This is a genomic window from Pararobbsia alpina (assembly GCF_902859895.1).
GTDB lineage: Bacteria > Pseudomonadota > Gammaproteobacteria > Burkholderiales > Burkholderiaceae > Pararobbsia > Pararobbsia alpina.
On the sequence record NZ_CADIKM010000001.1, the window covers coordinates 444204 to 469125 of the forward strand.

At 62.7% G+C, this 24922-nt stretch carries 17 protein-coding genes, 1 tRNA gene and 2 pseudogenes; 9 read left to right on the forward strand and 11 right to left on the reverse strand.

All coding sequences use genetic code 11. The features are described from left to right. Positions 1 to 7: 7 nt before the first annotated feature. Positions 8 to 955 (reverse strand): cytochrome C assembly family protein, encoded by a 948-nt coding sequence (locus HV670_RS01935; RefSeq protein WP_175102921.1) that lies wholly within the window; start codon positions 953 to 955, stop codon positions 8 to 10. Positions 956 to 1102: 147 nt separating this feature from the next. Between HV670_RS01935 and ffh the strand changes: the two genes are divergently transcribed. Together ffh and HV670_RS01945 are read left to right on the forward strand one after the other, a co-directional pair. Continuing rightward, positions 1103 to 2470, forward strand: coding sequence for a signal recognition particle protein (ffh, locus tag HV670_RS01940; RefSeq protein WP_175103006.1), 1368 nt, complete (start codon positions 1103 to 1105; stop codon positions 2468 to 2470). A gap of 52 nt (positions 2471 to 2522) precedes the next feature. Beyond that, a complete protein-coding gene (locus HV670_RS01945; RefSeq protein ID WP_175102922.1) occupies positions 2523 to 3071 on the forward strand; it encodes a hypoxanthine-guanine phosphoribosyltransferase in 549 nt (182 codons plus the stop codon). Positions 3072 to 3168: 97 nt separating this feature from the next. Here the strand turns inward: HV670_RS01945 and HV670_RS01950 are convergent, their stop codons facing one another. Beyond that, positions 3169 to 3780, reverse strand: coding sequence for a MarC family protein (locus tag HV670_RS01950; protein ID WP_175102923.1), 612 nt, complete (start codon positions 3778 to 3780; stop codon positions 3169 to 3171). Then, positions 3780 to 5516: a proline--tRNA ligase gene (locus tag HV670_RS01955; protein ID WP_175102924.1), complete on the reverse strand. Its 1737-nt coding sequence runs from the start codon at positions 5514 to 5516 to the stop codon at positions 3780 to 3782. Before HV670_RS01955 ends, HV670_RS01950 begins: the two co-directional genes overlap by 1 nt. Before the next feature lie 147 nt (positions 5517 to 5663). Between HV670_RS01955 and HV670_RS32000 the strand changes: the two are divergent. Further along, positions 5664 to 6156, forward strand: a pseudogene (locus HV670_RS32000) (RNA pyrophosphohydrolase); the annotation flags it as partial. A 336-nt stretch (positions 6157 to 6492) separates the two neighbouring features. After that, positions 6493 to 7065, forward strand: coding sequence for a CNP1-like family protein (locus HV670_RS01965; RefSeq protein WP_175102926.1), 573 nt, complete (start codon positions 6493 to 6495; stop codon positions 7063 to 7065). Positions 7066 to 7239: 174 nt separating this feature from the next. On the opposite strand, the gene proB is transcribed toward HV670_RS01965, so the two are convergent. From proB to rplU, 4 genes are all read right to left on the reverse strand, one after another. Further along, the gene (gene proB / locus HV670_RS01970) at positions 7240 to 8358 is read right to left on the reverse strand and encodes a glutamate 5-kinase (protein ID WP_175102927.1); all 1119 of its coding nucleotides are present in this window, start codon (positions 8356 to 8358) and stop codon (positions 7240 to 7242) included. A 191-nt stretch (positions 8359 to 8549) separates the two neighbouring features. Beyond that, a complete protein-coding gene (gene obgE / locus HV670_RS01975) occupies positions 8550 to 9701 on the reverse strand; it encodes a GTPase ObgE (protein ID WP_175102928.1) in 1152 nt (383 codons plus the stop codon). A 239-nt stretch (positions 9702 to 9940) separates the two neighbouring features. Beyond that, positions 9941 to 10207, reverse strand: a complete 267-nt coding sequence (gene rpmA, locus HV670_RS01980) for a 50S ribosomal protein L27 (protein ID WP_175102929.1) — start codon at positions 10205 to 10207, stop codon at positions 9941 to 9943. A gap of 21 nt (positions 10208 to 10228) precedes the next feature. After that, entirely contained in the window at positions 10229 to 10540 is a 312-nt protein-coding gene (gene rplU, locus HV670_RS01985; protein WP_175102930.1) for a 50S ribosomal protein L21, read from the reverse strand. A gap of 216 nt (positions 10541 to 10756) precedes the next feature. Between rplU and HV670_RS01990 the strand changes: the two genes are divergently transcribed. Together HV670_RS01990 and HV670_RS01995 are read left to right on the forward strand one after the other, a co-directional pair. Further along, complete coding sequence (locus tag HV670_RS01990; RefSeq protein ID WP_175102931.1) at positions 10757 to 11686, forward strand: polyprenyl synthetase family protein; 930 nt, start codon at positions 10757 to 10759, stop codon at positions 11684 to 11686. Between the two features lie 55 nt (positions 11687 to 11741). Then, positions 11742 to 11818, forward strand: a tRNA-Pro gene (locus HV670_RS01995). A 315-nt stretch (positions 11819 to 12133) separates the two neighbouring features. On the opposite strand, the gene HV670_RS02000 is transcribed toward HV670_RS01995, so the two are convergent. The 4 genes from HV670_RS02000 to HV670_RS02015 all read right to left on the reverse strand — a co-directional run bounded on the left by HV670_RS02000 (position 12134) and on the right by HV670_RS02015 (position 21437). Then, on the reverse strand, positions 12134 to 13600 hold the full coding sequence (locus HV670_RS02000; RefSeq protein WP_425511367.1) for an efflux transporter outer membrane subunit: 1467 nt from the start codon (positions 13598 to 13600) through the stop codon (positions 12134 to 12136). 98 nt (positions 13601 to 13698) lie between these two features. After that, a complete protein-coding gene (locus tag HV670_RS02005) occupies positions 13699 to 17025 on the reverse strand; it encodes an efflux RND transporter permease subunit (protein WP_175102933.1) in 3327 nt (1108 codons plus the stop codon). After that, the gene (locus tag HV670_RS02010; RefSeq protein ID WP_175102934.1) at positions 17022 to 20153 is read right to left on the reverse strand and encodes an efflux RND transporter permease subunit; all 3132 of its coding nucleotides are present in this window, start codon (positions 20151 to 20153) and stop codon (positions 17022 to 17024) included. The genes HV670_RS02005 and HV670_RS02010 overlap by 4 nt, the downstream gene beginning before the upstream one ends. An 18-nt stretch (positions 20154 to 20171) precedes the next feature. After that, complete coding sequence (locus tag HV670_RS02015; protein WP_175102935.1) at positions 20172 to 21437, reverse strand: efflux RND transporter periplasmic adaptor subunit; 1266 nt, start codon at positions 21435 to 21437, stop codon at positions 20172 to 20174. Positions 21438 to 22184: 747 nt separating this feature from the next. Between HV670_RS02015 and HV670_RS32170 the strand changes: the two are divergent. The 3 genes and pseudogenes from HV670_RS32170 to HV670_RS02025 form a co-directional block, all read left to right on the forward strand. Beyond that, a pseudogene (locus HV670_RS32170) lies at positions 22185 to 22360 on the forward strand (IS6 family transposase); the annotation flags it as partial. Positions 22361 to 22412: 52 nt separating this feature from the next. Next, positions 22413 to 23252, forward strand: a complete 840-nt coding sequence (locus HV670_RS02020) for a glycosyltransferase family 2 protein (RefSeq protein WP_425511368.1) — start codon at positions 22413 to 22415, stop codon at positions 23250 to 23252. Between the two features lie 271 nt (positions 23253 to 23523). Then, a complete protein-coding gene (locus HV670_RS02025; RefSeq protein ID WP_175102936.1) occupies positions 23524 to 24813 on the forward strand; it encodes an HlyC/CorC family transporter in 1290 nt (429 codons plus the stop codon). Positions 24814 to 24922 lie beyond the last annotated feature (109 nt).

Genomic DNA, 24922 nt, shown 5'->3' on the forward strand with positions numbered 1-24922 from the left:
GGCCTTCCTAGACGACGGACCGATGCAGCAGCACTTCGAGCACGAAGCGGCTACCGACATAGGCGAGCAGCAAGGCGCCGAACGAGGCGAGCACCCAGCGCAGCGCGGTGCGGCCGCGCCATCCATAGAGTGTGCGGCCCGCGAGCACGCCACCGAACATGAACCACGAAAGCACGGCGAACACGGTCTTGTGGTCGAAGCGCAGCGGCCGGTGAAACAGCTGCTCGCTGAACAGGATGCCCGAGACAAGCGCAAGGGTCAGAACGAAAAAGCCCGCGGTGATCAGTCGAAACAGCAGCTTCTCGAGGGTCAGCAGCGGCGGCAATGCGTCGAGCCAGGTGTTCGCCCAGTGATCGGGTCCGGCATCCAGCGCGGGTGCACCCGGATCCATGCGCGCAGCCGCGCGCAAGCCCGCGCGGCTTTCGGGCCGCACGCTCGCGCGCGCGCCGCGCGCCGCATGCAGGCGCCGCTCGACCAGCAGCATCAGCGCGGCATGCGCCGCGGCGAGCGCCAGCAATCCATAGGCGACATTCGCAACGAGAAAGTGCAGCTTGAACATCAGGTCGGCCGAATACGGGAGCACCTTCACGCCGCCGAAAATCAGCGGCATCAGGCTCGCGACGAAGGCGATCGGCAACACGAGCATGCGCAGCCCGTCGAGCGGAAAGAAAAGACTCTCGATCCAGTACATCAGCACGCCGAGCCATAGCATCGCGGATAGCGCGAACGCGAAGCCGTAGATCATCGCGCCTTCGGGAAACACGGTCTGCTCGAGTACGAGGCCATGCACGGCGAGCGCGCAGGCCAGCAGCAGGCGGTCGCGCTGCGAGAGACTTTGCGGCCGGGCGCTCAAGGCCTCGCCGGCTGTCTGCGCGATGCGTCGCCGCGAACGCCATGCGGCAACCGACAGGCTGCCATAGAGGATGGCGGTCAGGGCATACAGTACAATGGTCATATTCGAAGTTTACACCAAGGTCCCGTCGCACCGAGGGTCAGGCCGGCATGCTCGCAGCAACGGTCGATGCGCCCCGCGCGCGCCGCGCTTTCCAGCGAGGCGCACCGCGTGTCCGGCGGCCCGGCACCTGCAATTCCCTGCGCTACTATGCTCGACAACCTGACTCAACGGATGGCGCGCGTCGTCAAGACGCTGCGCGGCGAAGCCCGCCTGACCGAGGCGAATACCCAGGACATGTTGCGCGAGGTTCGCCTTGCACTTCTCGAGGCCGACGTCGCCCTGCCCGTCGTGCGCGAGTTCATCGCGAAGGTCAAGGAAAAGGCCCTCGGCGAAGAGGTGATCTCGAGCCTGACGCCCGGTCAGGCGCTCGTCGCCGTCGTGCAGCGAGAGTTGACCGCGATCATCGGCGGCGACTACGAAGGCAAGGCATCGGAACTCAATTTCGCGGTCACGCCGCCGGCGATCATCCTGATGGCTGGCCTGCAGGGCGCCGGCAAGACGACGACGGTCGGCAAGCTTGCGAAGCTGCTGCGCGAAAAGCAGAAGAAGAAAGTACTCACCGTCTCCTGCGACGTCTATCGTCCCGCCGCGATCCAGCAGCTCAAGACCGTGACCGAACAGGTCGGGGCCGACTTCTTCGCGTCGGAGCCCGGCCAGAAGCCCGTCGATATCGCGCTCGCGGCGCTCGACTGGGCCAAGAAGCACTATCACGACGTGCTGATCGTCGACACGGCCGGCCGGCTCGGCATCGACGAGGCGATGATGCAGGAGATCGCCGCGCTGCATACGGCGATCAAGCCGGCTGAAACGCTCTTCGTGGTCGATGCGATGCTCGGCCAGGATGCGGTCAACACGGCCAAGGCATTCAACGACACGCTGCCACTGACCGGCGTCGTGCTGACCAAGCTCGACGGCGACTCGCGCGGCGGCGCCGCGCTCTCGGTGCGGCACGTGACCGGCAAGCCGATCAAGTTCGTCGGTGTCGGCGAAAAACTCGACGGCCTCGAAGTCTTCTACCCGGACCGGATGGCGAACCGGATCCTCGGCATGGGCGACATCCTCGCGCTCGTCGAGGAGGCCCAGCGCGGCGTCGATGTGGACGCCGCACAGAAGCTCGCGAACAAGGTCAAGAAAGGCGGGGACTTCGATCTCAACGATTTCCGCGCCCAGCTTTCGCAGATGAAGAAGATGGGCGGCCTCGGCTCGCTGATGGACAAGCTGCCTGCGCAGTTCCAGCAGGCGGCAGGCAACGCCGACATGAACCAGGCCGAGAAACAGATGCGCCGGATGGAAGGCATCATCAGCTCGATGACCCTCGCCGAACGCAGCAAGCCCGAGTTGATCAAGGCGAGCCGCAAACGCCGGATCGCCGCGGGTGCGGGCGTTCAGGTGCAGGAAGTCAACCGTATGCTCGCGCAGTTCGAACAGATGCGCGGCATGATGAAAAAGCTCAAGGGCGGCAACCTCGCGAAGATGATGCGTGGCATGAAGGGCATGATGCCCGGCATGCGCTAGCGTCTTCCTACTAATATAGATACCCACACCTGAACGCCGGATACAACTCGTGATGAACCGCGAAGAAGCGCTCGAACTGTTGAAGACCTCCGAAGAGATCGTCTCCGCCGCCGATGTCGAGGCGTCGATCCGCAGGATGGCGGGCGAGATCAAAGAGACGATGGGCGAGCGCTTCCCGCTGCTGCTCTCGGTGATGGGCGGAGCGGCAGTGTTCACGGGCATGCTGCTGCCGCATCTCGATTTCCCGCTCGAGTTCGACTACGTGCACCTCACGCGCTACCGGAATACGACCAAGGGCGGCGAGATGCATTGGCGCGTCGCGCCCGCCGAGTCGGTCAAGGATCGCATCGTGCTGGTGATCGACGACATTCTCGACGAAGGCCAGACCATGGCCGCGATCCGCGACCGAATCATCAGCATGGGGGCGAAGGAGTTCAGGTCGGCGGTGCTCTGCGAGAAGACGATCCCACAGGCCAAGCCGCTGCGGCCCGATTTCTGCGGCTTCGAAGTGCCGGATCGCTATGTCTTTGGCTGCGGGATGGATGTGAAAGGCTACTGGCGCAATCTGCCGACCATTCGCGCACTCACGGTCCCAAGATAAAAAGGCCTCTCAGGTCTCGAAAAAAAACGGCGCACCTTCGTGCGCCGTTTTTTTTGCGGCCCTTCCGCTTCGTCGAACCGGGCTCGCGAACAAGCGGTCAACTTCCCGTCTGGAGCTGCCTGACGAAAATTCGCACGCCTTCGAGCAGCATGTCGACCGAGATCGCGATCAGCACGAGTCCCATCAGCCGTTCGAACGCCGCGACCGTGCGTTCGCCGAGCCATTGCTGAATGCGATCGGACAGCAACAGCACGGCCGCGCAGATCATCATCGTCACGCTCAGCGCGGCGACCCACTCGAAACGCCGGTCCGGCGCCTGCGAGGCGAGCAGCATCACTGTCGCGAGCGCCGACGGCCCCGCGAGCGCGGGAATCGCCAGCGGCACGATCAAGGGCTCGGCATGCTCGCCACCACCGCCGAACGCGCCGTCCGGGTGCGGAAACACCATGCGCAAGGCGATCAGGAACAGCACGATCCCGCCACCGATGCGCATCGACAAATCGCTCAGGTGCATCGCATGCAGGAAATGCTGGCCCGCCAGCATGAAGGCCAGCAGGATCCCGAACGCAATGGCGACTTCGCGCAGGATCACCATCGGCCGGCGCTTGATCGACACCCGCTTCAGCGCATTGATGAAGATCGGGATATTGCCGATCGGATCGGTGATCAGGACCAGCAATACCGTAGCCGACAGGAAGTTGTATTCCATTACCTTTCCAGCGCGGCCTTCACGCGCTGGGCGACCACGCCTGCCGCATCGGCTGCGACAAGCAAGGTGGGCTCGGTATCGCGGCGCGACTGGTATTCGACCTTCCCTTCCTTGAGGCCGCGATCGCCGATCACGAGCCGGTGTGGCACGCCGATGAGTTCCCAGTCGGCGAACATCACACCGGGGCGCTCGCCGCGATCGTCGAGAATCGCGTCGATGCCCGCGGCCTTGAGCTCGCCGTACACGCGATCCGCCTCGGCGCGCACCGTCTCGCTGCGGTCGTACCCCATCGGGCAGACGACGACTTCGAACGGCGCAATCGACTCGGGCCAGATAATCCCGCGCTCATCGAAATTCTGCTCGATCGCGGCACCGAGCACACGCGTGATACCGATCCCGTAGCAGCCCATCACCATCGGCTGCGGCTTGCCCGATTCGTCGAGATAGGTCGCATTCATCGAATCCGAATATTTCGTGCCGAGCTGGAACACCTGGCCGACCTCGATGCCGCGGCAGATGTTGAGCACACCCTTGCCATCGGGCGACGGATCGCCTGCCACGACTTCGCGCACGTCGGCAACCGTCGGCTCGGGCAGGTCGCGCCCCCAGTTCACACCCGTCAGGTGATAGTCGACCTCGTTCGCGCCGACGACGAAATCGCTCATATTCGCGACTGTCGAGTCCGCAATCACGGTGAGCGGCTTGCGCGTGCCGATCGGCCCGAGATAGCCCGGCTTCGCGCCGAATGCATCGACGATCTCCTGCTCGGTCGCCATGCGCGCGTCGGCGAGGCCCGGCAGCTTCGAGACCTTGACCTCATTGATCGCATGATCCCCGCGGATCAGCAGCAACACGATGCGCGGCTCGCCTTCAGGCGCATCGACCGCCATCACGATCGACTTGATGGTGCGCTCGAGCGGGATGCCGAGCAGTTCGGCGACGTCCTCGCACTTCGCCTTGCCCGGCGTCGCGGTCTTCACCATCGTCTCGGCGGGCGCCGCGCGCGAGGCGAGCAGCGGCAGCGCTTCGGCGGCTTCGATATTCGCCGCGTAGTCCGAGGTCGGGCAGTAGACAATCGCATCTTCACCCGTGTCGGCGATCACCTGGAATTCATGCGAACCGGTGCCGCCGATCGAGCCGTTATCCGCCGCGACCGCACGGAAGGTCAGGCCCATGCGGCTGAAGATCCGTACATAGGCGTCGTACATTTTCTGATACGTGAGCTTGAGGCTCTCGACGTCCCGGTCGAACGAATAGGCATCCTTCATGATGAATTCGCGGCCGCGCATCACGCCGAAGCGCGGACGGATTTCATCGCGAAACTTCGTCTGGATCTGATAGAAGTTCACCGGCAACTGGCGATAGCTTCGGATTTCACGGCGTGCGATGTCAGTGACGACCTCTTCGTGCGTAGGTCCGATCACGAATTCGCGATCGTGGCGATCTTTCAGGCGCAGCAATTCGTGGCCGTACTTGACCCAGCGACCCGATTCCTGCCAGAGCTCGGCCGGCTGCACAGCCGGCATCAACAGTTCCAACGCACCCGCTTTTTCCATCTCGTCGCGTACGATCGCCTCGACCTTGCGAATCGAGCGCAGCCCCAGTGGCAGGTAGTCGTAGATGCCGCCAGCCACGCGGCGAATCATGCCGGCACGAACCATCAACTGGTGACTGACGATCTCAGCATCGGCAGGTGCTTCCTTCAGCGTGCCGATGAAAAAACGTGATGCTTTCATTCAGGGGTTCCCAATAAAGCGAAGGCGCCGCGCACCGCCGTTCGCGCCATGAGTGGCGGGTCAGCGGGGCGACGTCCCTCAAACGGTGCGCGGCGCCCGTTATCTGTTTATAATCAAAGCAATTTTAAAGGATTCGAAGGTGCTTGTATGCTGGATCGTGAAGGCTTTCGCCCGAACGTCGGCATCATCCTCTTGAACGCGCGCAACGAAGTGTTTTGGGGCAAACGGCTACGCGAGCATTCGTGGCAATTTCCGCAAGGGGGCATCAAGTTCGGCGAGAACCCCGTGCAGGCGATGTATCGGGAGTTGCACGAAGAAGTCGGCTTGAAACCCCAGCACGTCAAAGTGCTCGGTCGCACACGCGACTGGCTGCGTTACGAGGTGCCCGACAAGTTTATCAAGCGTGAGGTACGCGGCCACTACCGGGGCCAGAAGCAGATCTGGTTTCTGCTGCGCATGGTAGGGCGCGATTGTGACATCTGTTTGCGTGCCACCGACCATCCGGAGTTCGATGCGTGGCGCTGGAATGAGTACTGGGTGCCACTCGATGCGGTCATCGAGTTCAAGCGTGATGTATATCAGCTGGCGCTGTCCGAGCTTTCGCGTTTCATGCGACGCACGGCTGGCGCGCAGGCGGAGCACGCACGCGCGGACGCCATGAACGGCGAGAAGCACCCGGCCGGATCGAAAGGGGCGGCATCGCGGATGGAATCGTTGAGCGCATCGCTGGCCGAAGCGCTCGATGATCCGCATGGTGCTCCGCGGGTGGATCCGCTCAGTGGGCCGCTCAGTGGGCCGCTCAGTGAGCCGCTCACTGACTCGTTGCAGGCCGTCTCGACCTCCCCTCTCGCCCCCTTTCACCACACGACCAACCCCGGCAAATAACGACGCGGCGGCGTGTGTCGTTGCGCCGCCCGCCCTGGACTCCAAGATCTTGAACCTCTCCCGTCTGTTGGGTTGCGCCACGCGCGCGACCATGATCGCCTCACTTGCCTGCGGCATCCTTGCCCCGACACTCGCCAAAGCCGGTCCGAGCGATGGCTCGATGCCCGGCGCCTCGATGCCTGATGACGGCCAGAGCACCTTCCAGTATCTGTTCGATCGCAAATCGGTCTTCAAGGAAGAGAAGGTCGATACCTTGCCGGCGCTACCGGACAATGCGGATTTGCTGCCGTTCGAGGTATCGAAACAAACGGCGCTGACCTTTGCCATCGATCCAAAATCCGTTTCAATCGGCAAGGACGGCGTGATCCGCTATACCGCCGTGATCACGAGCGCCTCGGGCGCGCGCAATGTGCGTTATGAAGGCCTGCGCTGTGAAGACGGCCATCAATGGCGCATGTACGCGGCAGTCGACGAAGATGGCACCGGCTGGGACCGCGAGACGAACACCGAGTGGGCCCAGGTCGAGTGGAACTCGCTGAACGCCTATCATGCCGCGCTCGCCCAAGACTACTTCTGCAATTTCTCGAGCCTGAACGGGGATGCGAAAACGATCGTCCAGAACCTGCGTTACAAGAGGACGATTACGGACCAGCGCGATCACTGAGCGAAGTCCATGAGGTAGGCGAAGCGCGCCGCGCAAGCTGCGCATGAAAAAGCCACGGATCGAATATCGTCCGTGGCTTCTTTTCGCGCCCGAGAAAGGCAAGCGCGGCATCCGACACCTGGCCTTCGTCAGCACTCCGACCGGTTCGCTGGGCCCGTGAAGCGGGCGCTCCGCTCAGACGACGACCAGATTGTCGCGATGGATCAGTTCGGGCTCGAGCATATAGCCGAGCACGCTCTCGATCTCGCCGCTCGGCTTGCGCTGGATCAAACGCGTTTCGGCACTGCTGTAGTTGGTCAGCCCACGCGCGATCTCGCGTCCTTGAGGATTCAGGCATGCGATGACCTCGCCGCGTGCGAACACACCCTGCACATCGACGATCCCGATAGGCAACAGGCTCTTGCCCTCCGAACTCACTTTCGCGCATGCGCCTTCGTCGATGACGACGCGGCCGCGCACCTGAAGATGATCGGCCATCCATTGCTTGCGTGCCGCGAGCCGTGCCGTGCGAGCGACCAGTTGCGTGCCGATCGCCTCACCGGCGGCGAGCCGCACGAGGACGTCCGGTTCACGACCGCTGGCAATCACCGTATCCGCGCCACTGTTCGCCGCGCGCTTCGCGGCGATGATCTTCGTCAGCATGCCGCCGCGACCGAGACTGCTGCCCGCCCCACCGGCCATCGCCTCGAGCGCGGGGTCTCCCGCAATCGCCTCGCTGACGAGCGTCGCCGAGGGATCCTTGCGCGGGTCCGCCGTGTAGAGCCCTGTCTGGTCAGTCAGGATGATCAGCGCATCGCCTTCGATCAGATTCGCAACGAGCGCGCCCAGCGTATCGTTGTCGCCGAACTTGATCTCCTCGGTGATGACCGTGTCGTTTTCATTGATGATCGGCACCACTGACAGACGCAATAGCGTCAACAGCGTCGAGCGCGCGTTGAGATAGCGCTCGCGGTCCGCGAGATCCGCATGGGTAAGCAGGATCTGCGCGGTCTGGATGCCGCGCTGCGAGAAGCCGCTCTCGTAGACCTGAACCAGGCCCATCTGTCCGACGGCGGCGGCGGCCTGCAGTTCGTCGATTTCACGCGGGCGCCGAGTCCAGCCCAGACGCTGCATGCCCTCGGCGATCGCGCCCGAACTCACCAGCACCACTTCCTTGCCGCGCGCGCGAAGTTCCGCGATCTGCGTGGCCCACCGGCCGATCGCCTCGTGGTCGAGGCCGCGTCCGTCATTCGTGACCAGGCTCGAGCCCACCTTGACCACCAGCCGCTTTGCATCGGCAATCACCGACCGCATGTTTAACCCGTCCCCTAGGATCATGTTGGAGCGCCCCCGGCACGTCGTTGTGGCGGGGTCGTCAAATGCACCGTATTGCACGGATGTCCGATCGACATCCATCGTGCGGGAAGCAGCCTTCGGCCTGCACGCTCGGAACCCGGCCGTGCCTGCGTACCGCTCCCCCGCCACTCACCTCGCGGCTTACTCTCTTACTCTTCGTCCGGCGGCTGCGCCCTTGCATCATTCGATGCCCGGGGCATTTCATCCGCGGAAGCAGCCGCCCCGGCCACGCCTTCGCGAAAACGCGGATCCGCCGCGAGCTCCTCGGCTTCGGCCGCCCGGCCTGCCGCACCGTGCTTGGCCAGATGGTCGTAGATCGCGTAGATCAATCCTTCGCAACCCTGGCCCGTCAGCGCCGAGATCTCGAACATCGGACCTTTCCACTTGAACCGCTTGACGAAGTCGGCGACGCGCTTGGCACGCGAGTCGTCATCGAGCATGTCGAGTTTGTTCAGCACAAGCCAGCGCGGCTTGTCGTAGAGCGCCTCGTCGTACTTGGTGAGTTCGTTGACGATTGCCTTCGCTTCGGCGACCGGATCAATCGCTTCGTCGAACGGTGCCAGGTCGACAAGATGCAACAGGAGGCCGGTGCGTTGCAAGTGACGCAGGAACTGGTGGCCGAGCCCCGCGCCTTCGGCCGCGCCTTCGATGAGCCCCGGGATGTCGGCGATCACGAAACTCTGGCTTGGACCGACCCGCACCACGCCGAGATTCGGCGCGAGCGTCGTGAACGGATAGTCGGCGATCTTCGGCTTCGCGTTCGAGACCGAGGCGATGAACGTCGACTTGCCCGCATTGGGCATCCCGAGCAGCCCGACGTCGGCGAGCACCTTGAGCTCGAGCCGGATCATCCGGCGCTGGCCCGGCTTGCCGTCGGTCTTCTGGCGCGGCGCGCGATTCGTGCTCGACTTGAAATGCAGATTGCCGAGGCCGCCCTGGCCGCCTTCGGCGACCGTCACCTGCTGGCCGTGCTCGGTCAGGTCGGCGATCAGTTCGCCGCTTTCCATATCGGTGATGATCGTGCCGACTGGCATGCGCAGCACGATGTCGTCGCCGCCCTTGCCGTAGCAGTCGGCACCGCGGCCGTTCTCCCCATTGCGCGCGATATGCTTGCGCGCATAGCGATAGTCGATGAGCGTGTTGATATTGCGGTCGGCGATCGCGTATACGGTACCGCCCCGGCCGCCGTCACCGCCATCGGGTCCGCCGAACGGGACAAACTTTTCGCGGCGCATCGAAGCGCTGCCGTTGCCGCCGTCGCCGGCGATCACTTCGATGCGGGCTTCGTCTATGAATTTCATGCTGCTTCTCTCACAGCGCCTGGTACAACCGCCCGCGGCGCGGGCCGGGCTCTACCAGACGCTCAAACAAAAAAGGCCCCGCTGGAATGCGGGGCCTGCGGGGCCTTTGCGGCATGGCCGCCTCGCGGCCGGGTGGGCTGCAAGGCTGCTACGGTATCGTTCGCCGCAAACACGGAGCCGGTCTTGACGAGCGACTCGAGCTTGCGACCACCACGAGCGATACCGGGCCCGAGGGCCTCTTACTCCGCAGCGACCGGGACGACGTTGACGAACTGCTTCTTCGCCGCGCCCTTGATCGTGAACAGCACGTGGCCATCGGCCAGCGCGTACAAGGTGTGATCCTTGGCCAGGCCGACGTTGTTGCCCGCGTGCATACGCGTACCGCGCTGGCGAACGATGATGCCGCCGGCCAGGATCGCCTGACCGCCATACACCTTCACGCCAAGGCGCTTCGATTCTGAGTCGCGGCCGTTACGGGACGAGCCGCCTGCTTTTTTGTGTGCCATTTGCTTGCTCCTTCGCGGCCGTTAAGCGTTGATCGCGTCGATACGCACTTCAGTGTAGTTCTGGCGATGGCCAGCACGCTTCTGATAGTGCTTACGACGACGCATTTTGAAGATCTTCACTTTGTCGTGACGACCTTGGGAAATCACGGTAGCCTTGACCGAAGCCCCACTGACCAGGGGTGCGCCGAACTGAATCGATTCACCTTCGCCTACTGCGAGCACCTGGTCGAGCGTGATTTCTGCGCCAATGTCTGCCGGTATCTGTTCTATCTTGAGTTTTTCGCCAGCAGCAACCTTGTATTGCTTGCCACCGGTTTTTATGACCGCGTACATTGTTGAACCTCACTCGAATTCATTCTTTCCCCCGCACCGTGCGGAGAAACGCTTGATTATACAGAAGTTTTAGGAACGGTCAAAGCATCCCGGCCGTACCGGGCGGCGCGTCACGGGAACGGTCTATAATCCTCGGGTTCTTCAACAAGACTTTCGGTATCCGCGTTGACCGCCACGACCTCCGCTACAAGCCTTCTTGCTCCGATCGCCGAAGATATGGAACAGGTTAACCGGGTGATCCGGAAACGCCTGGCGTCCGAGGTCGTGCTGATCAACCAGATCTCCGAGTACATCATCAGCGCGGGTGGCAAGCGGCTGCGCCCTGCCCTGCTGCTCATCGTCGCGCGTGCGCTCGGCGACACCGGACCGCACCGGCACGAACTTGCGGCGGTCGTCGAGTTCATCCATACCGCGACCCTGCTGCATGACGACGTGGTCGATGAATCGGCGCTGCGGCGCGGCAAGCAGACTGCCAATGCGCTGTTCGGCAATGCGGCGAGCGTGCTGGTCGGCGACTTTCTGTATTCGCGAGCGTTCCAGATGATGGTCAGCGTCGACCAGATGCGCGTGATGCAGATCCTGTCGGACGCGACGAATGTGATTTCCGAGGGGGAAGTGCTGCAGTTGCTCAATATGCACGACCCCGACGTCGACGAAGCACGCTATATGCAGGTGATCCGCTACAAGACAGCCAAGCTGTTCGAGGCGGCGGCCTTGCTGGGCGCGGTGCTCGCGGGTGCGACGCCGAGCCAGGAAACGGCCGCGGCCGAGTATGGCCGCCATATCGGCGCGGCGTTCCAGATCATGGACGACTGGCTCGACTACACCGGCACGCCCGAATCGATGGGCAAGAATGCGGGCGACGACCTGCGCGAGGGCAAGCCGACCCTGCCACTGATCTGGCTCATGCAGCACGGCAGCAGCGAAGAACGAGTGCTTGCGCGCGAGGCCATCGAGCAAGGCGGCACGAGCAAGTTCGATACGATCTTCACCGCGATCACCCGCTCGGGCGCGCTCGACTACACGCTTCAATGCGCCGAGCGTGAAGCACATGCCGCGCTCAATGCGATTGTTCGCTTTCCCGATTCCATTTACAAAGAAAGCCTGCTAGACTTATGTTCTTATTCGACGGCGCGCCTTTCCTAGCAACGCTTCGCGGCTTGAATCACAAGCTAGGGCAAGGATGCCGGGCATCGAATTTCGGGGTGTAGCTTAGCCTGGTAGAGCGCTACGTTCGGGACGTAGAGGCCGGAGGTTCGAATCCTCTCACCCCGACCAGAATTTTCCTTGAGCAATCAAGACTAAAACCGTCCACTTCGCTGGGCGGTTTTTTGTTTTTAGGCCCTTGCGCTTCCGCTCTGCTTCACTAGACCGTAAAGGCGTGCGTCGTCCGCTGAGTCGGATTCAATCCAGTGCTCATCGACGCACGCTTGTCGAATCATGAAGCCGGCGGCTGCCTGACGCAAAACTCCACGCCACCCGCTCCCTCGACAAGCGCCACCTCGCATCAGCAATAGCGGATGCCGCGTGCATGCTCTCATGCATCACACACTCGCGCGGCCATCCGCTTAGCCTGTCAGGCGGAGTTCGAGATCATCGCGTCTTGGCTGCGGCGTTGCCCGTGGAAGCATCGCCCGTCTCCACGGCCTCCGTCTGTTGCGTCACCGGATGCCGTGGATCATGCAGGTCGGTGGCCGCCCAGCCACCACCCAGGTCGCCGAACAGCAACGCCGCATCCAGCAGGCGCTCCTCCTGCACATTCAGCGCGGTCTGCTGATTGGTCAACTGGGTGGCCTGGGCAGTCGCCACGGTGGTGTAGTCCACCGTGCCGGCCTGATACTCGTTGAAGGCAATCTCGGCGCCGCGGTTCGCGTCGCGCACGGCCGACTCCAGCACGACCGACTGCTCGCCCAAGATTCGCAGGCCGGACAGGTCGTTCTCCACATCCTCGAAGGCGGTCAGCACCGTGCTGCGGTAGCTGGCGACGGTGGCGTCGTAAGTCGCCTTCGCAGCGTCCACGTTCGCACTACGCAAGCCGCCGTCGAAGATCGTTTCGGAGGCGCTGCCGCCCAGCGACCAGACGTAGCTCGTTGCCTTCAGCAGCCCGGACAACGGCGACTGCGTGAAGCCCGCCAGCGCCGAAAGGGAAACCGTCGGGTAATAGGCTGCCACGGTCACGCCGATCGCTGCATTCTGTGCGGCCATCTGTCGCTCGGCGGTGGCGATGTCGGGCCGGCGTTCGAGCAGCGTCGACGGCACACCAACCGGCACCGTCGGCAGGGTCGGCATCGCGGCGCTGTACGGGATCGAAAGCTCCTCTGGATTCTTGCCCACCAACACGGCAATCGCATGGGCGTACTGCGCCCGCGCCACGCCGAGCGCGATCAGATTGGATTGCGCCGTCTCGAGTTGGGTGCGTGCGATGATCAGGTCGGACGGCACGACGGTCCCTGCCTTGTCCTGGTCGGCGACCACGTCGAGATAGTGTTGATACGCCTGGACGATTTTCTGCAGCAGGTCGATATTGGCGTCGCTGGTACGCAGCTGGATGATGGCCGTGGCCAGCGCCACCTGCTCGGAGAGGGTCGCATTGGCGAGCATTGCCTCGCTCGCTTGCGCCGTGGCGGCGTTTTCCTGGATCATGCGCCGCACTTGTCCCCAAAGGTCCGGGGCCCAACTGATGTCACCTTCGAGCGAACCCGTGTTGACGACTCGCGCCGCGTTGCCGAACGTGCTGCCGAACGTGTTGCCGATCCCGTTGCTGCTCGAGCTGCGCTCCTTGCTGCCCGAGCTCGTTACGCCGATCGTCGGGAACAGGCCCGCGCGAGCAACCCGCACTTCAGCCAGCGCTTCCTGGTAGTTTGCGTAGTCCTGGCGCACGGTCTGGTTGGAAACCGACACCATCGGTTCGAGCTGGTCGATCAGCGGATCGTTGAACGCGGTCCACCATTCGCCTTTCGGTCCGGCAGCGGCGGCCGGCTCGGCTTGCGTCCAGCCCGGCAACTCCGCGTAGGTGGTGGGCACGTTGACCAGCGGCCGGTGGTAGTCCGGGCCGACCATGCAGCCGCTGATCAACAGGGCCAGCGTTGCAACGGCCAAGGGTCGAAGGGGGCTAAGGTGGCCAAAAGGACCAAAGTGTTTATACGAAATCTTCATCTTCATGCCTTCGTATCCGGTTGTCCGGGTTGCGCCGAGTCCCGATTCCATGGCAGGCCTGCGGCCCCCCTGACCAGCTTGGAACGCAAGCGGTCGAGGTAGAGGTAGATCACCGGTGTCGTGTATAGCGTAAAGACCTGGCTCAGGATCAGGCCGCCCATCACCGTGATACCGAGCGGTTGACGCAGCGAGGCACCCTGGCCGATGGCGATGGCAAGGGGCACTGCCCCGAGCACTGCCGCGAACGTGGTCATCATGATCGGCCGCAGGCGCACCACGGCGGCGGCGTGAATCGCTTCCCGCGCCGACATCCCTTCGTTGCGCTGCAACTGGATCGCGACATCGACCATCATGATGCCGTTCTTCTTGACGATACCGATCAGCAAGATGATGCCAATCATCGCGATCACCGAGAATGGCGTGCCGAAGATCAGCAACGCCAGCGTCGCGCCGATACCGGCCGACGGCAATGTCGACAGGATGGTCAGCGGGTGAATCGAGCTTTCGTACAGCACCCCGAGCACGATATACACCACGCCCAGCGCGGCAAGAATCAGCAAGGGCACCGTACCCATGGACTGAGCGTAGGCCGCCGCCGCGCCGGCAAACGCACCGTGGACCTTGGCCGGCATGCCGATCTCGCGAATGGTGTCGTCGATCGCCATGGCCGCGTTGCTCAACGAGCCGCCGGGCGGCAGGTTGAACGAAATCGTCGCGGCGACGAGTCCGCTCTGATGGTTCACCTGCGTCGCCGTGTGGCTGTTCGAGTACGTGGCCAGCGCCGGCAATGGCACCATGGTCTCGGCCGAAGTGCTGTCCGCGCTGCCTGTCGAACTGCCGCCCTTGCTATTGGAGATACTGTTGTTGGTCGCGTTGGCTTCCGCGTTCGAGTTGAGCGAGTTCGTGCTCGACGAGGTGCTGGTCATGGTGATCGCACTCGTCGGCGTCACCCCCGACACGGTACCGCCCGGCATTTGCGTGCCCGCCGTACCGGTTGCATTGCCCGCCGCCGTGCTCAGGAAGATCTGGCTCAGTGTCTGCGGATACTGCCAGTATTCCGGCGCCACCTCCATCACCACGAAGTACTGGTTGAGCGGGTTGTAGATCGTCGATACCGTGCGCTGGCCGAAAGCGTCATACAGCACGTTGTCGATCTGGTTCGGTGCAAAGCCATACCGTTCCGCGGTGGCGCGATCGAAATTGACGTAGGTCTGCAGACCGTGTTGCTGCAGGTCGGAGTTCACGTCCACCAATGACCCGCGGTCCTTGCTGAGCGCGGCGACGAGCAGCGGCGTCCACTTGAACAGCGCCGCGGAATCGTCGCTCGTCAGCGTGTACTGATACTCGGCGGCTGACTGCCGCCCGCCGATCCGCAAATCCTGCTGCGCCTGGATGAAGAGCCGGGCGCCCGAGACCTGGTTGAGCTTGGGCCGCAGCCGGTTGACGACTTCGCTCGCGGTGACATGGCGCTGCGCCAGCGGCTTGAGTTCAATGAACACGTTCGCGGTGTTGAGCGCGCGGCCGCCGGTAAAACCCGCCACCGAGGCGACCGCCGGATCCTTCTGCACGATCTCCTGCAACTGGGCCAGCTTCTTTTCCATCGACGGGAAGGAGATGTTCTGGTCGGCCATGATCTGTCCGACCAGAATGCCGGTGTCCTGCTCAGGGAAAAAGGTGGCCGGCACCAGCTTGAACAGGAAGACGTTCGCCACGAGCAAGCCGATCAGCAGCACAATGACCAGCAGCGAATGGTCCAGCACGGCCGTCAGCGAACGCGCATAGCCATTCTTGAAGCGGTCGAACTGCGCCTCGATCCAGAGCCCCCAGCGGGCTTTCGAATGCCCGGCGTTGTTGCGGCTCAGCACATACGCGCACATGGCCGGGGTGACCGTGAGCGAGATCACGAGCGAAATCAGGATCGCGATGGAGAGCGTGACTGCGAACTCATGGAACAGCAAGCCGACGATACCGGGCATCAGCATGATCGGCAGAAACACCGCAATCAGCGAGAGGCTCATCGAGATCACCGTGAAGCCCACTTCTCCACTGCCTTTCAGGGCCGCTTCCTTGGGGCTCAGGCCTTCCTCCATGTGGCGCACGATGTTTTCCAGCACCACCACCGCATCGTCGACCACGAACCCGGTGCCGATGGTGAGCGCCATCAGCGATAGATTGTCGATGCTGTAGCCAAGCAGGTACAGCGGCCCGAAAGTACCCACGATCGACAGCGGCAACGCGACCGCCGGCACCAGCGTGGCACGTGGAGACTGCAGGAAGATGAACACCACGCCCACGACTAGCAGCACGGCGATGAACAGTGTGCGTTCGGTGTCGCCGACCGACGAGCGGACCGACTGCGAGCGGTCCAGCGCGATGGCCACGTGCACACTGCTCGGCAGCGTCGCCTGGATCGAGGGCAGCACCTTGCGGATCTGCGCGACGGTGTTCACGACATTGCTACCGGGCATCGGATACACGACCACCAGGATGGCCGACTTGCCGTTGAAGAGCCCGGCATTGCGGATATTCTCGTTCGAGTCCCTGACGTCGGCGACATCGCGCAGCTGTACAGCCGCACCGTTGCGGTAGGCGACTACCAGGTCGCGGTAAGGCGCGGCCTTGCTGATCTGGTCGTTGGACGTGACCACATAGCGTTGCTTGCCTTCGTCGAGGTGGCCCTTGGCACTGTCGGCGTTCGCCGCACCGATCGCCGCGCGCACGTCCTCGAGGCCGATCCCATAGCTGTTCAGCTTGCCCGGCTGCAACTCGACCCGTACCGACGGCAATGCGCCGCCGCCGAGCGTGATCTGGCCGACGCCGGTGACCTGCGAGAGCTTCTGCTGGATCACCGAATCCGCGGAGTCGTAGAGCTGCGCCTTGGTGAGCGTGTCCGAGGTCAGCGCAAGCACCATGATGGGCGAATCCGCCGGGTTGTACTGGCGATAGGTCGGATTGCTGCGCAGCGTGGTCGGCAAGTCTGCGCGAGCCGCCTGCATCGCCGCTTCGACGTCGCGGGCCGCGCCGTTGATGTCGCGCTTCAGCCCGAACTCGACCACGATCATCGACGAGCCGACGTAGCTGATCGAGGTCAACTCCTGGACGTCGGCGATCGTGCCGAGCCGCCGCTCGAGCGGCTCTGCCACGGTAGACGCCATGATGTCCGGGCTCGCGCCTGCCATGTTCGCCTGCACCACGATCACCGGAAAGGCAACGTTCGGCAACGGCGCGACCGGCAGCCGGAAATAGGCGAGCACCCCGGAGATCAGGATCGCGATCGCCAGAAGCGTGGTCGCGACCGGGCGCCGGATGAACAACGCCGAGATGTTCAAGGCGTGTCCTCCGCACTATTCCCCGTCGAATTCTCCGGCGCATTGCGGCGGCGCCTGCGGTTCACGCGCTGCGCCATCCTGTCGAAGAACAGGTAGATCACCGGCGTGGTGAAGAGCGTCAGCATCTGGCTCAACGTCAGGCCGCCGATGATCGCGAGACCGAGAGGCCGGCGCAGCTCCGAACCTGTGCCGGTGCCGAGCAGCATCGGCAGAGCGCCGAGCATGGCGGCGAGCGTCGTCATCAGGATGGGGCGGAAGCGCAGCAGCGACGCCTCGAAGATCGCTTCGCGCGGCGCCTTGCCGTGATTGCGTTCGGCATCGAGCGCGAAGTCCACCATCATGATGGCGTTCTTCTTGACGATGCCGATCAGCAGCACGATACCGATGATGCCGATCACATCCAGGTCGCTGCCGGCGATCATCAGCGCGAGCAGCGCGCCGATCCCCGCCGAGGGCAGCGTGGACAGAATCGTCACCGGATGGATGAAGCTCTCATACAACACGCCGAGCACGATATACACCACCACCAGCGCAGCGATCAGCAGGTACACCTCGCTCGACAGCGAGTCCTCGAACGCCTGCGCGGCGCCCTGCAGCGACGAGGTGATCGACGGCGGCAGGTTCACCGACTGCTCGGCCTGATGGATCGCCTTGACCGCCGCGCTCAACGACGCGCCCTTCGCAAGGTTGAACGAGATCGTGACGGACGGGAACTGCGCCAGATGGCTGATCACCAGCGGCGACTTCGTGATCTGGATCTTCGCGATGCCGGACAGCGGCACCTGGCCGGTGCTGCTGGTCTGGCTGGGCAGATACAGATTGCCGATCGACTGCACGTTGGGCAGCGCATTCGGCTTGGCGACGAGAATCACCCGGTACTGGTTCGACTGCTCGAAGATGGTCGAAACGATCCGCTGGCCGAGTGCGTCGTACAGCGCGTTGTCGATGGTTGCCGACGTAATGCCGAAGCGCGCGGCCAATTGCCGGTTGACTTCGACGTTCACGCTCAGGCCGTCGGTGTTCATATCGCTTTGCACGTCGGCGAGCGACGGAATCTGCTTCAGGCGCGATACCAGTTCCGGCACGTACTTCTGGAACGCCTGCTGGTTCGGTCCGCGCAGCACGAAGCGGTACTGGTTCGGCGAGACCGTGGTGTCGAGCGTCAGATCCTGCTCAGGCTGCACGTAGAGCTTTACGCCAGGTACATTGGCGACTTCCTGCTGCAGGCGCCGCGCAATCTCTTGTGCCGTGCCGGAACGCTTGCTCCGGTCGCGCAGATTGATCAGGAAGCGGCCGTTGTTCAACGTGGTGTTGGTGCCGTCGATGCCCACGTAGGAGGTGAGCGAGCTCACGTCAGGGTCTTTCAGGATCGCATCGGCAAGGGCGTTCTGACGGCTCGCCATCGCCTCGTACGACACCGAGTTGTCGGCCACGCTGAAGCCCTCGATCACGCCGACGTCCTGCACCGGAAAGAGGCCCTTCGGAATCGCCACATACAGGTAGCCGGTCAGCACGACGGTGCCGACCGCCACCGCGAGCGTCAGCACCTGGTGGTCCAGCACCCAGCGCAGGCCGCATTCATAGGCGGCGAGCGTCTTGTCGAAAAGGCCTTCGCTGATGCGCTCGAAGCGGCTTGGATGGCGTTCGGCCTGGGCGCGCAGCATGCGCGCGCAGAGCATCGGCACCAAGGTCAGCGAGACCACCGCCGAGATCACGATGGTGACGGCGAGGGTGACCGCGAATTCGCTGAAGAGACGCCCGATCACGCCGCCCATGAAGAGCAGCGGAATCAGCACGGCGATCAGCGAGATGGTCAGCGAGAGAATCGTGAAGCCAATTTGTCCGGCGCCTTCCAGCGCGGCCTCGAGTGGCGTCTTGCCTTCCTCCAGATAGCGCACGACGTTCTCGATCATCACGATCGAGTCGTCGACCACGAAGCCGGTGGCGATGATCAGCGCCATCAGCGAGAGATTGTCGATCGAGTAGTTCAACTGGTACATCACCGCCAGCGTGCCGATCAGCGAGACCGGCACGGACACGCTCGGGATCAGCGTGGCCGGCACATTGCGCAGGAACACGAAGATCACCGCGACCACCAGCACGATGGCCAGAATCAGTTCGAACGCCGCGTCGGACACCGACGCGCGGATCATGCCCGTGGTGTCGGACACCACCGTGACCTTCATGCCCGCCGGCAGCGTCGATTCGAGCTGCGGCAATTCCTTCATGATCTGGTTGACCGTGGCGATCACGTTCGCGCCCGGCTGACGCTGCACATTGAGCACGATGGCCGGCGCCCCGTTGTACCAGGCACCGCGCTCGACGTCCTGCGCGGCCTGGCTCACCTTGGCAACGTCGCGCATGAACACCGGCGCGCCGTTCTGGTAGGCGATCACCGTGTTCATATAGTCCTTCGGGTCGACGATCTGGTCGTTGCCGTTGATCGTGTAGTCGAGCTTCGGACCGTCGAAATTGCCCTTCGGCTGGCTGACGTTGACGTAGCTGAGCAGCGTACGCAGGTCGTCGATGTTCAGGCCGTAGGCAGCCAGTTTCTGCGGGTCCGCTTCGACGCGGATGGCCGGCACGTTGCCACCGCTCGTCGTGACCACGCCCACGCCCGACACTTCGGAAATCTTGGTGCCGAGGCGGTTGTTCGCGACGTCCTCGAGCTGCGTGAGCGACATCGACTTCGAGGTGACCGCGAGCGTCAGAATCGGCTGATCGGCCGGGTTCACCTTCGCATAGGTCGGGGGCGCGGGCAAACCCGAAGGCAAGTAGCTGTTGGCGGCGTTGATGGCCTGCTGGACGTCCTGTTCGGCGACGTCGAGGTTCAGCGACAGATCGAACTGCAGGGTGATGACCGACGCGCCGTCCGAGCTGTAGGACGTCATCTGCTGCAAGCCGGGAATCTCGCCGAGCTGCACTTCGAGCGGCGCGGTCACCGTGGTGGCCATCACGTCCGGGCTCGCGCCCGGATAGAAGGTCTGCACCTGGATGGTCGGATAATCGACGTTCGGCAGCGAAGAGACCGGCAGCACGCGCGTCGCGACGATGCCGATCAGCACGAGAGCGACCATCAGCAGCAGCGTCGCCACCGGTCTAAGAATAAACAGACGGGAAATATTCATCGGCGCGTGGGTCCGCTTCTACGAAGCAGCATTGGCCGGCGCGCCTTCAGACACCGCAGCGGGCTCCGACGCGCCGCGGGCCCGCTTGTGGTGGTGGAAGGCCGTCGCAGACTGCGAGGCAGCGCCGTCGGCCGCGGCGGAATTCGCCGTGGCCGTCCGGATCTTGGCACCGTCATTCAAGCGGTCTGTGCCGTCGGTGACCACGTCGTCGCCCGCCGAGAGGCCGGACAGGATGACCGTGTCCGCACCATTGCTCGGGCCGAGCTTGACCTTATGCACGGAAACGGAATTGTCTGCGTTGACGAGATAGACGAAGTCGCCAGGCGCGCCGGATTGCACCGCCGGCGTCGGCACCAGCACGGCATTCTGCATCGTGTCGACCAGCAGCTTGATGTTGACGAACTCGTTTGGAAACAGTGCTTCGTCGTCGTTGGGGAACGTTGCGCGCAAGGTGACCGTGCCCGTTGCCGTAGCCATCTGGTTGCTGACGGCGTACAGCGTACCCGTGGCGATTTGCCGCGCGTTGTCGCTGCTATAGGCGGTGACCTGCAAGGTGGCGCCGGCATTCAGGCGCTGCATGACGGCGTCCAGCGAGTCTTGCGGCACCGTGAACTCCACCGTGGTCGGCTTGACGGTGGTGATGACGACGATGCCCGTCGACGACGACGCCGTGACGTAGTTGCCCGGGTCGACAAGGCGCAGGCCGACCTTTCCGGAGACCGGCGCGACGATGTGGCAATAGACCAGGTCGAGGTCGTACTGGGCGATCATGGCCTGATCGGTCTTGACCACGGCCTCGTCCTGCTGGACGAGGAACTGCTGGTCCGCGTAGGTCTGCTCGGCGATCGACTTGCGCTCGTCCAACTGTGTATAGCGGGCAAGGGCGGCACGCGCCTGAGCGAGCAAGGCGCTGTCTTTGGCGAGTGACGCCTCGGCCTGCTGCTTGTCGATCTCATACTGGCGCGGATCGATCTGGGCCAGGAACTGGCCCTTCTGCACTTCCTGGCCCTCGCGATAAGCGACGGTGGTCAGGTAGCCACTGAGTTCCGGCAGCACGGTCACGGTGGCGATCGGCGTGACGGTGCCCAGTTCGCTCAAGGTGACCGGCATCGAGCCGAGCCTTGCCTTCGCAACCGTCACGATCATGGGCGCTGCGGCGTGCGTGCGCTTCTTCTGGGTCAACAGGTGGACGACGACCAGCGCAATCAGCGCCAGCACGACGACCACAAACAGGATGAGCCCGCGTCGGGAGTGCTTCGGCTGCCTGGACACGCCTTCGCTCATAAGTATCTCCGAAAACAAATGCTGCCGTTGGTGATTGGACGGGAAGTGCTGCTGAGTTGGGACTGCAGAGAAGCGCCACGATTCCCTCGCGTTGTCACCATCGATCAAGCCTTCAATAAGATTTCATTTAGCAGTCAGCCACGCTGGCTGCGCGCACGGCAAATCACCGTAGCCTGCGCTGGCAGGCATTACGGTCCGATGAGTGCAGTGCGCTACGACGAACGTTGGCCAGTAAAGTTTCAGCAGCGCCGCCCGGCGCATCTTGGGCTCAACGATCCTGTTGGTTGTCGCAAGGGCCGGACTGACTAGCCGTCGGTTGTTGATATTGACCTCAGTAACAGCAGATACACGGATTGAAAATAAGAAGACCGTCAATGTACTAGGCTTGGGCGATGCTTGAGTTACACGAATGCAACAATGTGGCTCGCTGAAATGTTCTGTTTAATGCCTTCAGGCGCGTCGTTGGCACCAATAGGCGGCGGAAGGCGAGATCTGCCGCCTGTTGGTGGCCGCAACGAACGGTAACACCTGCGGAAAATTGGTGACCGGCTATGCCTCGGAATGTCCTGGAAGAACCGGGACTGACGGTGACGAGCATGTCGAGGCCGTCAGCTCTGTCAGGACCGGGCCTTAACGCTAAAGCATTCGATGCGCCACCCACCACCCCGAGCGGGCAAGAGATTATCGCTTCTGTCACAATAACCCTGCGCCGGGGTGTGCGGACCGAAACGAAAGACTGAAAGCTCGATGAAAACGTTGACTCCAGCGGTGACCAGAGTGCCCGAACGCCTGCACTATCCGCTCGACGTGATCCCGACCTGCGTGTGCCGGTGCGTGGCCTACCCGCTGGACCTGCGCCCCCTGAAAGAAATGAAGGGCGAACTGGGATCGATGTCGATCGTTCGACGATCCAGCGCCGGGCATAAGCAGTCCTTCGCATATCGATCTCGCGCACCTTCCTGCGACAAGATCTCCATGCTCAATGACTCTATCTTCAATCCTCGCTTTGCCGCTGTCGCGTGCCGAAGACCCAAAAAGGTTGATAAAAGATTGACGCCTCTCTCGATATATATTCTCACCCACAACAGTGAACGGCACTTGGACAAGGTCCTGACCGCCGTGAAGCGTGCGGCGGATGATCTATTGGTGGTGGATAGCGGCAGCAACGACGCAACACTAGCAATTGCGGCCAAACATGGCGCTCGAATCGCACACCGGGCCTTTGACAATTTTCGCGCCCAGCGCCTTTTTGCCAATAGCCAATGTTTGCATCAGACCGTCATGTTCTTAGATAGTGATGAGATCGCCAGCGACGCGCTGATTGATGAAGTCATGGCGCTGAAGGTCTCCGGGTTTTCGCACGACGCCTATACAGTTCGCCGCGACTGGGTGGTGAGGGGCAGGGTCGTCCACGCTCTGATGCCCGCTAGCTGCCCAGACTACCCCGTTCGCATATGTCACCGGGACAAGACGGATTTTACCGAACACAGCGTTCACGAAACGCCTGTCGGCTTTGCAAGTATCGGGCGCATCGAATCTCCGTTGATCCACCACACCTTTGAGAGTAAATCAGAGGTGAGACGAAAACTTGATCAATACACCGACCTGGCTGCAATTGATCTGCTCGCTAGACGGAAATGGATTGGTGTACTTTGGTTCAAGCAGTGGTTCAGTCCGATCGGGGCGTTCGGAAAATGGTATATCCGTAATGGAAACTGGCGTGATGGTCGAGTTGGCTTGATATTGGCGCTCTATGCCTCCACCTACACGCACCGTAAATATCGCAAAGCGCTCCTTCAGCTCATTTCCGAATAGTGCGAGTTGGGCAATGGCTGGCGTAGTCACTTGAGGGGCCGGCAGGCGGCCGAAAGCGGTCGCGGTAAGCATGTGGCCCCCTACGCATACTTCGCCACTGCGATGAGATGGCAGATCGAGCCCCCCGCACGATCAGGGACAGCAGGTGGGCGGCATGGGGGTGGTCATCGCGCGGCAACCGGGCGGAGAGCGATGACGAACGGGCCGCGAACGACCGCCCAAATCGGTCTGCTATAGTGCTCTCACCTCCTTTCTTCGATTTTCCCTACGCGTGGAATCGCTTCCCTTATGGGCGCAGGCCGGCCTCGTTGCCATTCTCCTGCTGCTGTCCGGTTTCTTCTCGATCTCTGAAACCTCGATGATGGCGATCAACCGCCACCGTCTCAAACATCTCGCCCGCAAGGGTGCCGTCGGCGCAAAAACCACCCAGGGCCTGCTCGCCCGCACCGAAGACCTGCTCGGGGCCGTGCTGATCGGCAATAACGTGATCAATACCCTGATCCCGGTGCTCACCACCTCGATCGCGGTGCATACATTCGGCGGCGACAACGTCGTGCTCTCGATCACGACCGGCGTGATCGCCTTTCTGATCATCGTGTTCGCCGAGATCACGCCGAAGATCGTCGGCGCGACCTATCCCGAGAAAATCGCGCTGCCCGCGAGCCTCATCATCGCGCCGCTCATGCGCGTGTTGCGTCCGTTGATCTGGTTCGTGAACCTGTTCGCCTCGGCGATCCTGCGCATCCTTCATATCAATCCGCGCGACGCGAACAATGTGCGGATGTCGTCGGAAGAACTGCGCAGCATCGTGATGGAATCCGGCAGCTTCATGCCGCACAAGCACCGCAGCATCTTGCTCAATCTCTTCGAACTCGAGAACATCACAGTCGACGACGTGATGGTGCCGCGTCCACGCATCGAAGCGCTCGATCTCAGCGCGCCGCTCGACCAGATCCTCCAGCAGCTCGAAACCTGCTATCACAACAAGTTGCTTGTCTATGAAGGTGACATCGACCGGGTGCTCGGTGTGCTTCACGTGCGCAAGACGCTGGCCGCGCTGCGCCATCATGAGGAGCTCGATCGCGAGACGCTGCGCGAATTGCTGAGCGAACCTTATTTCGTACCGACCGGCACGGCGGTGTTCCAGCAACTCCAGTTCTTCCAGGAGAATCGCCAGCGCATCGGGCTGATCGTCAACGAATACGGCGAGGTCCAGGGGCTCGTGACACCCGAGGACATCATCGAGGAGTTGATCGGCGAGTTCACGACATCGATGCCACGCTCCGCGAACACGCGCGCGGGCTGGAACGCGCACGGCGAATGTATCGTCGCCGGCGCGATGCCCTTGCGCGAGCTCAATCGCTGGCTTGAGCTCAAGCTGCCCGTCGACGGGCCGAAGACGCTCAACGGTTTGATCCTCGAAACCCTGCAAGAGATTCCTGAAGGCGATGTCGCCCTGCAGATCGGCGAATGCCGGCTCGAAGTCATGCAGATCGACAATCAGGCGATCAAGACGGTCAAGCTGTTCAAGCCCGCAGCACCGGCTCGAGGCCGGAGCTAAGCAGAAGCGAGGCGAAGTTGAACGGTTGGGTTCCGGGGGCCTATGCGGGAAGCCTGGCCATCCGGCCGACTGTGCGCGGGCGGCCGGCTGCGCGACGATGAAGCTCCCT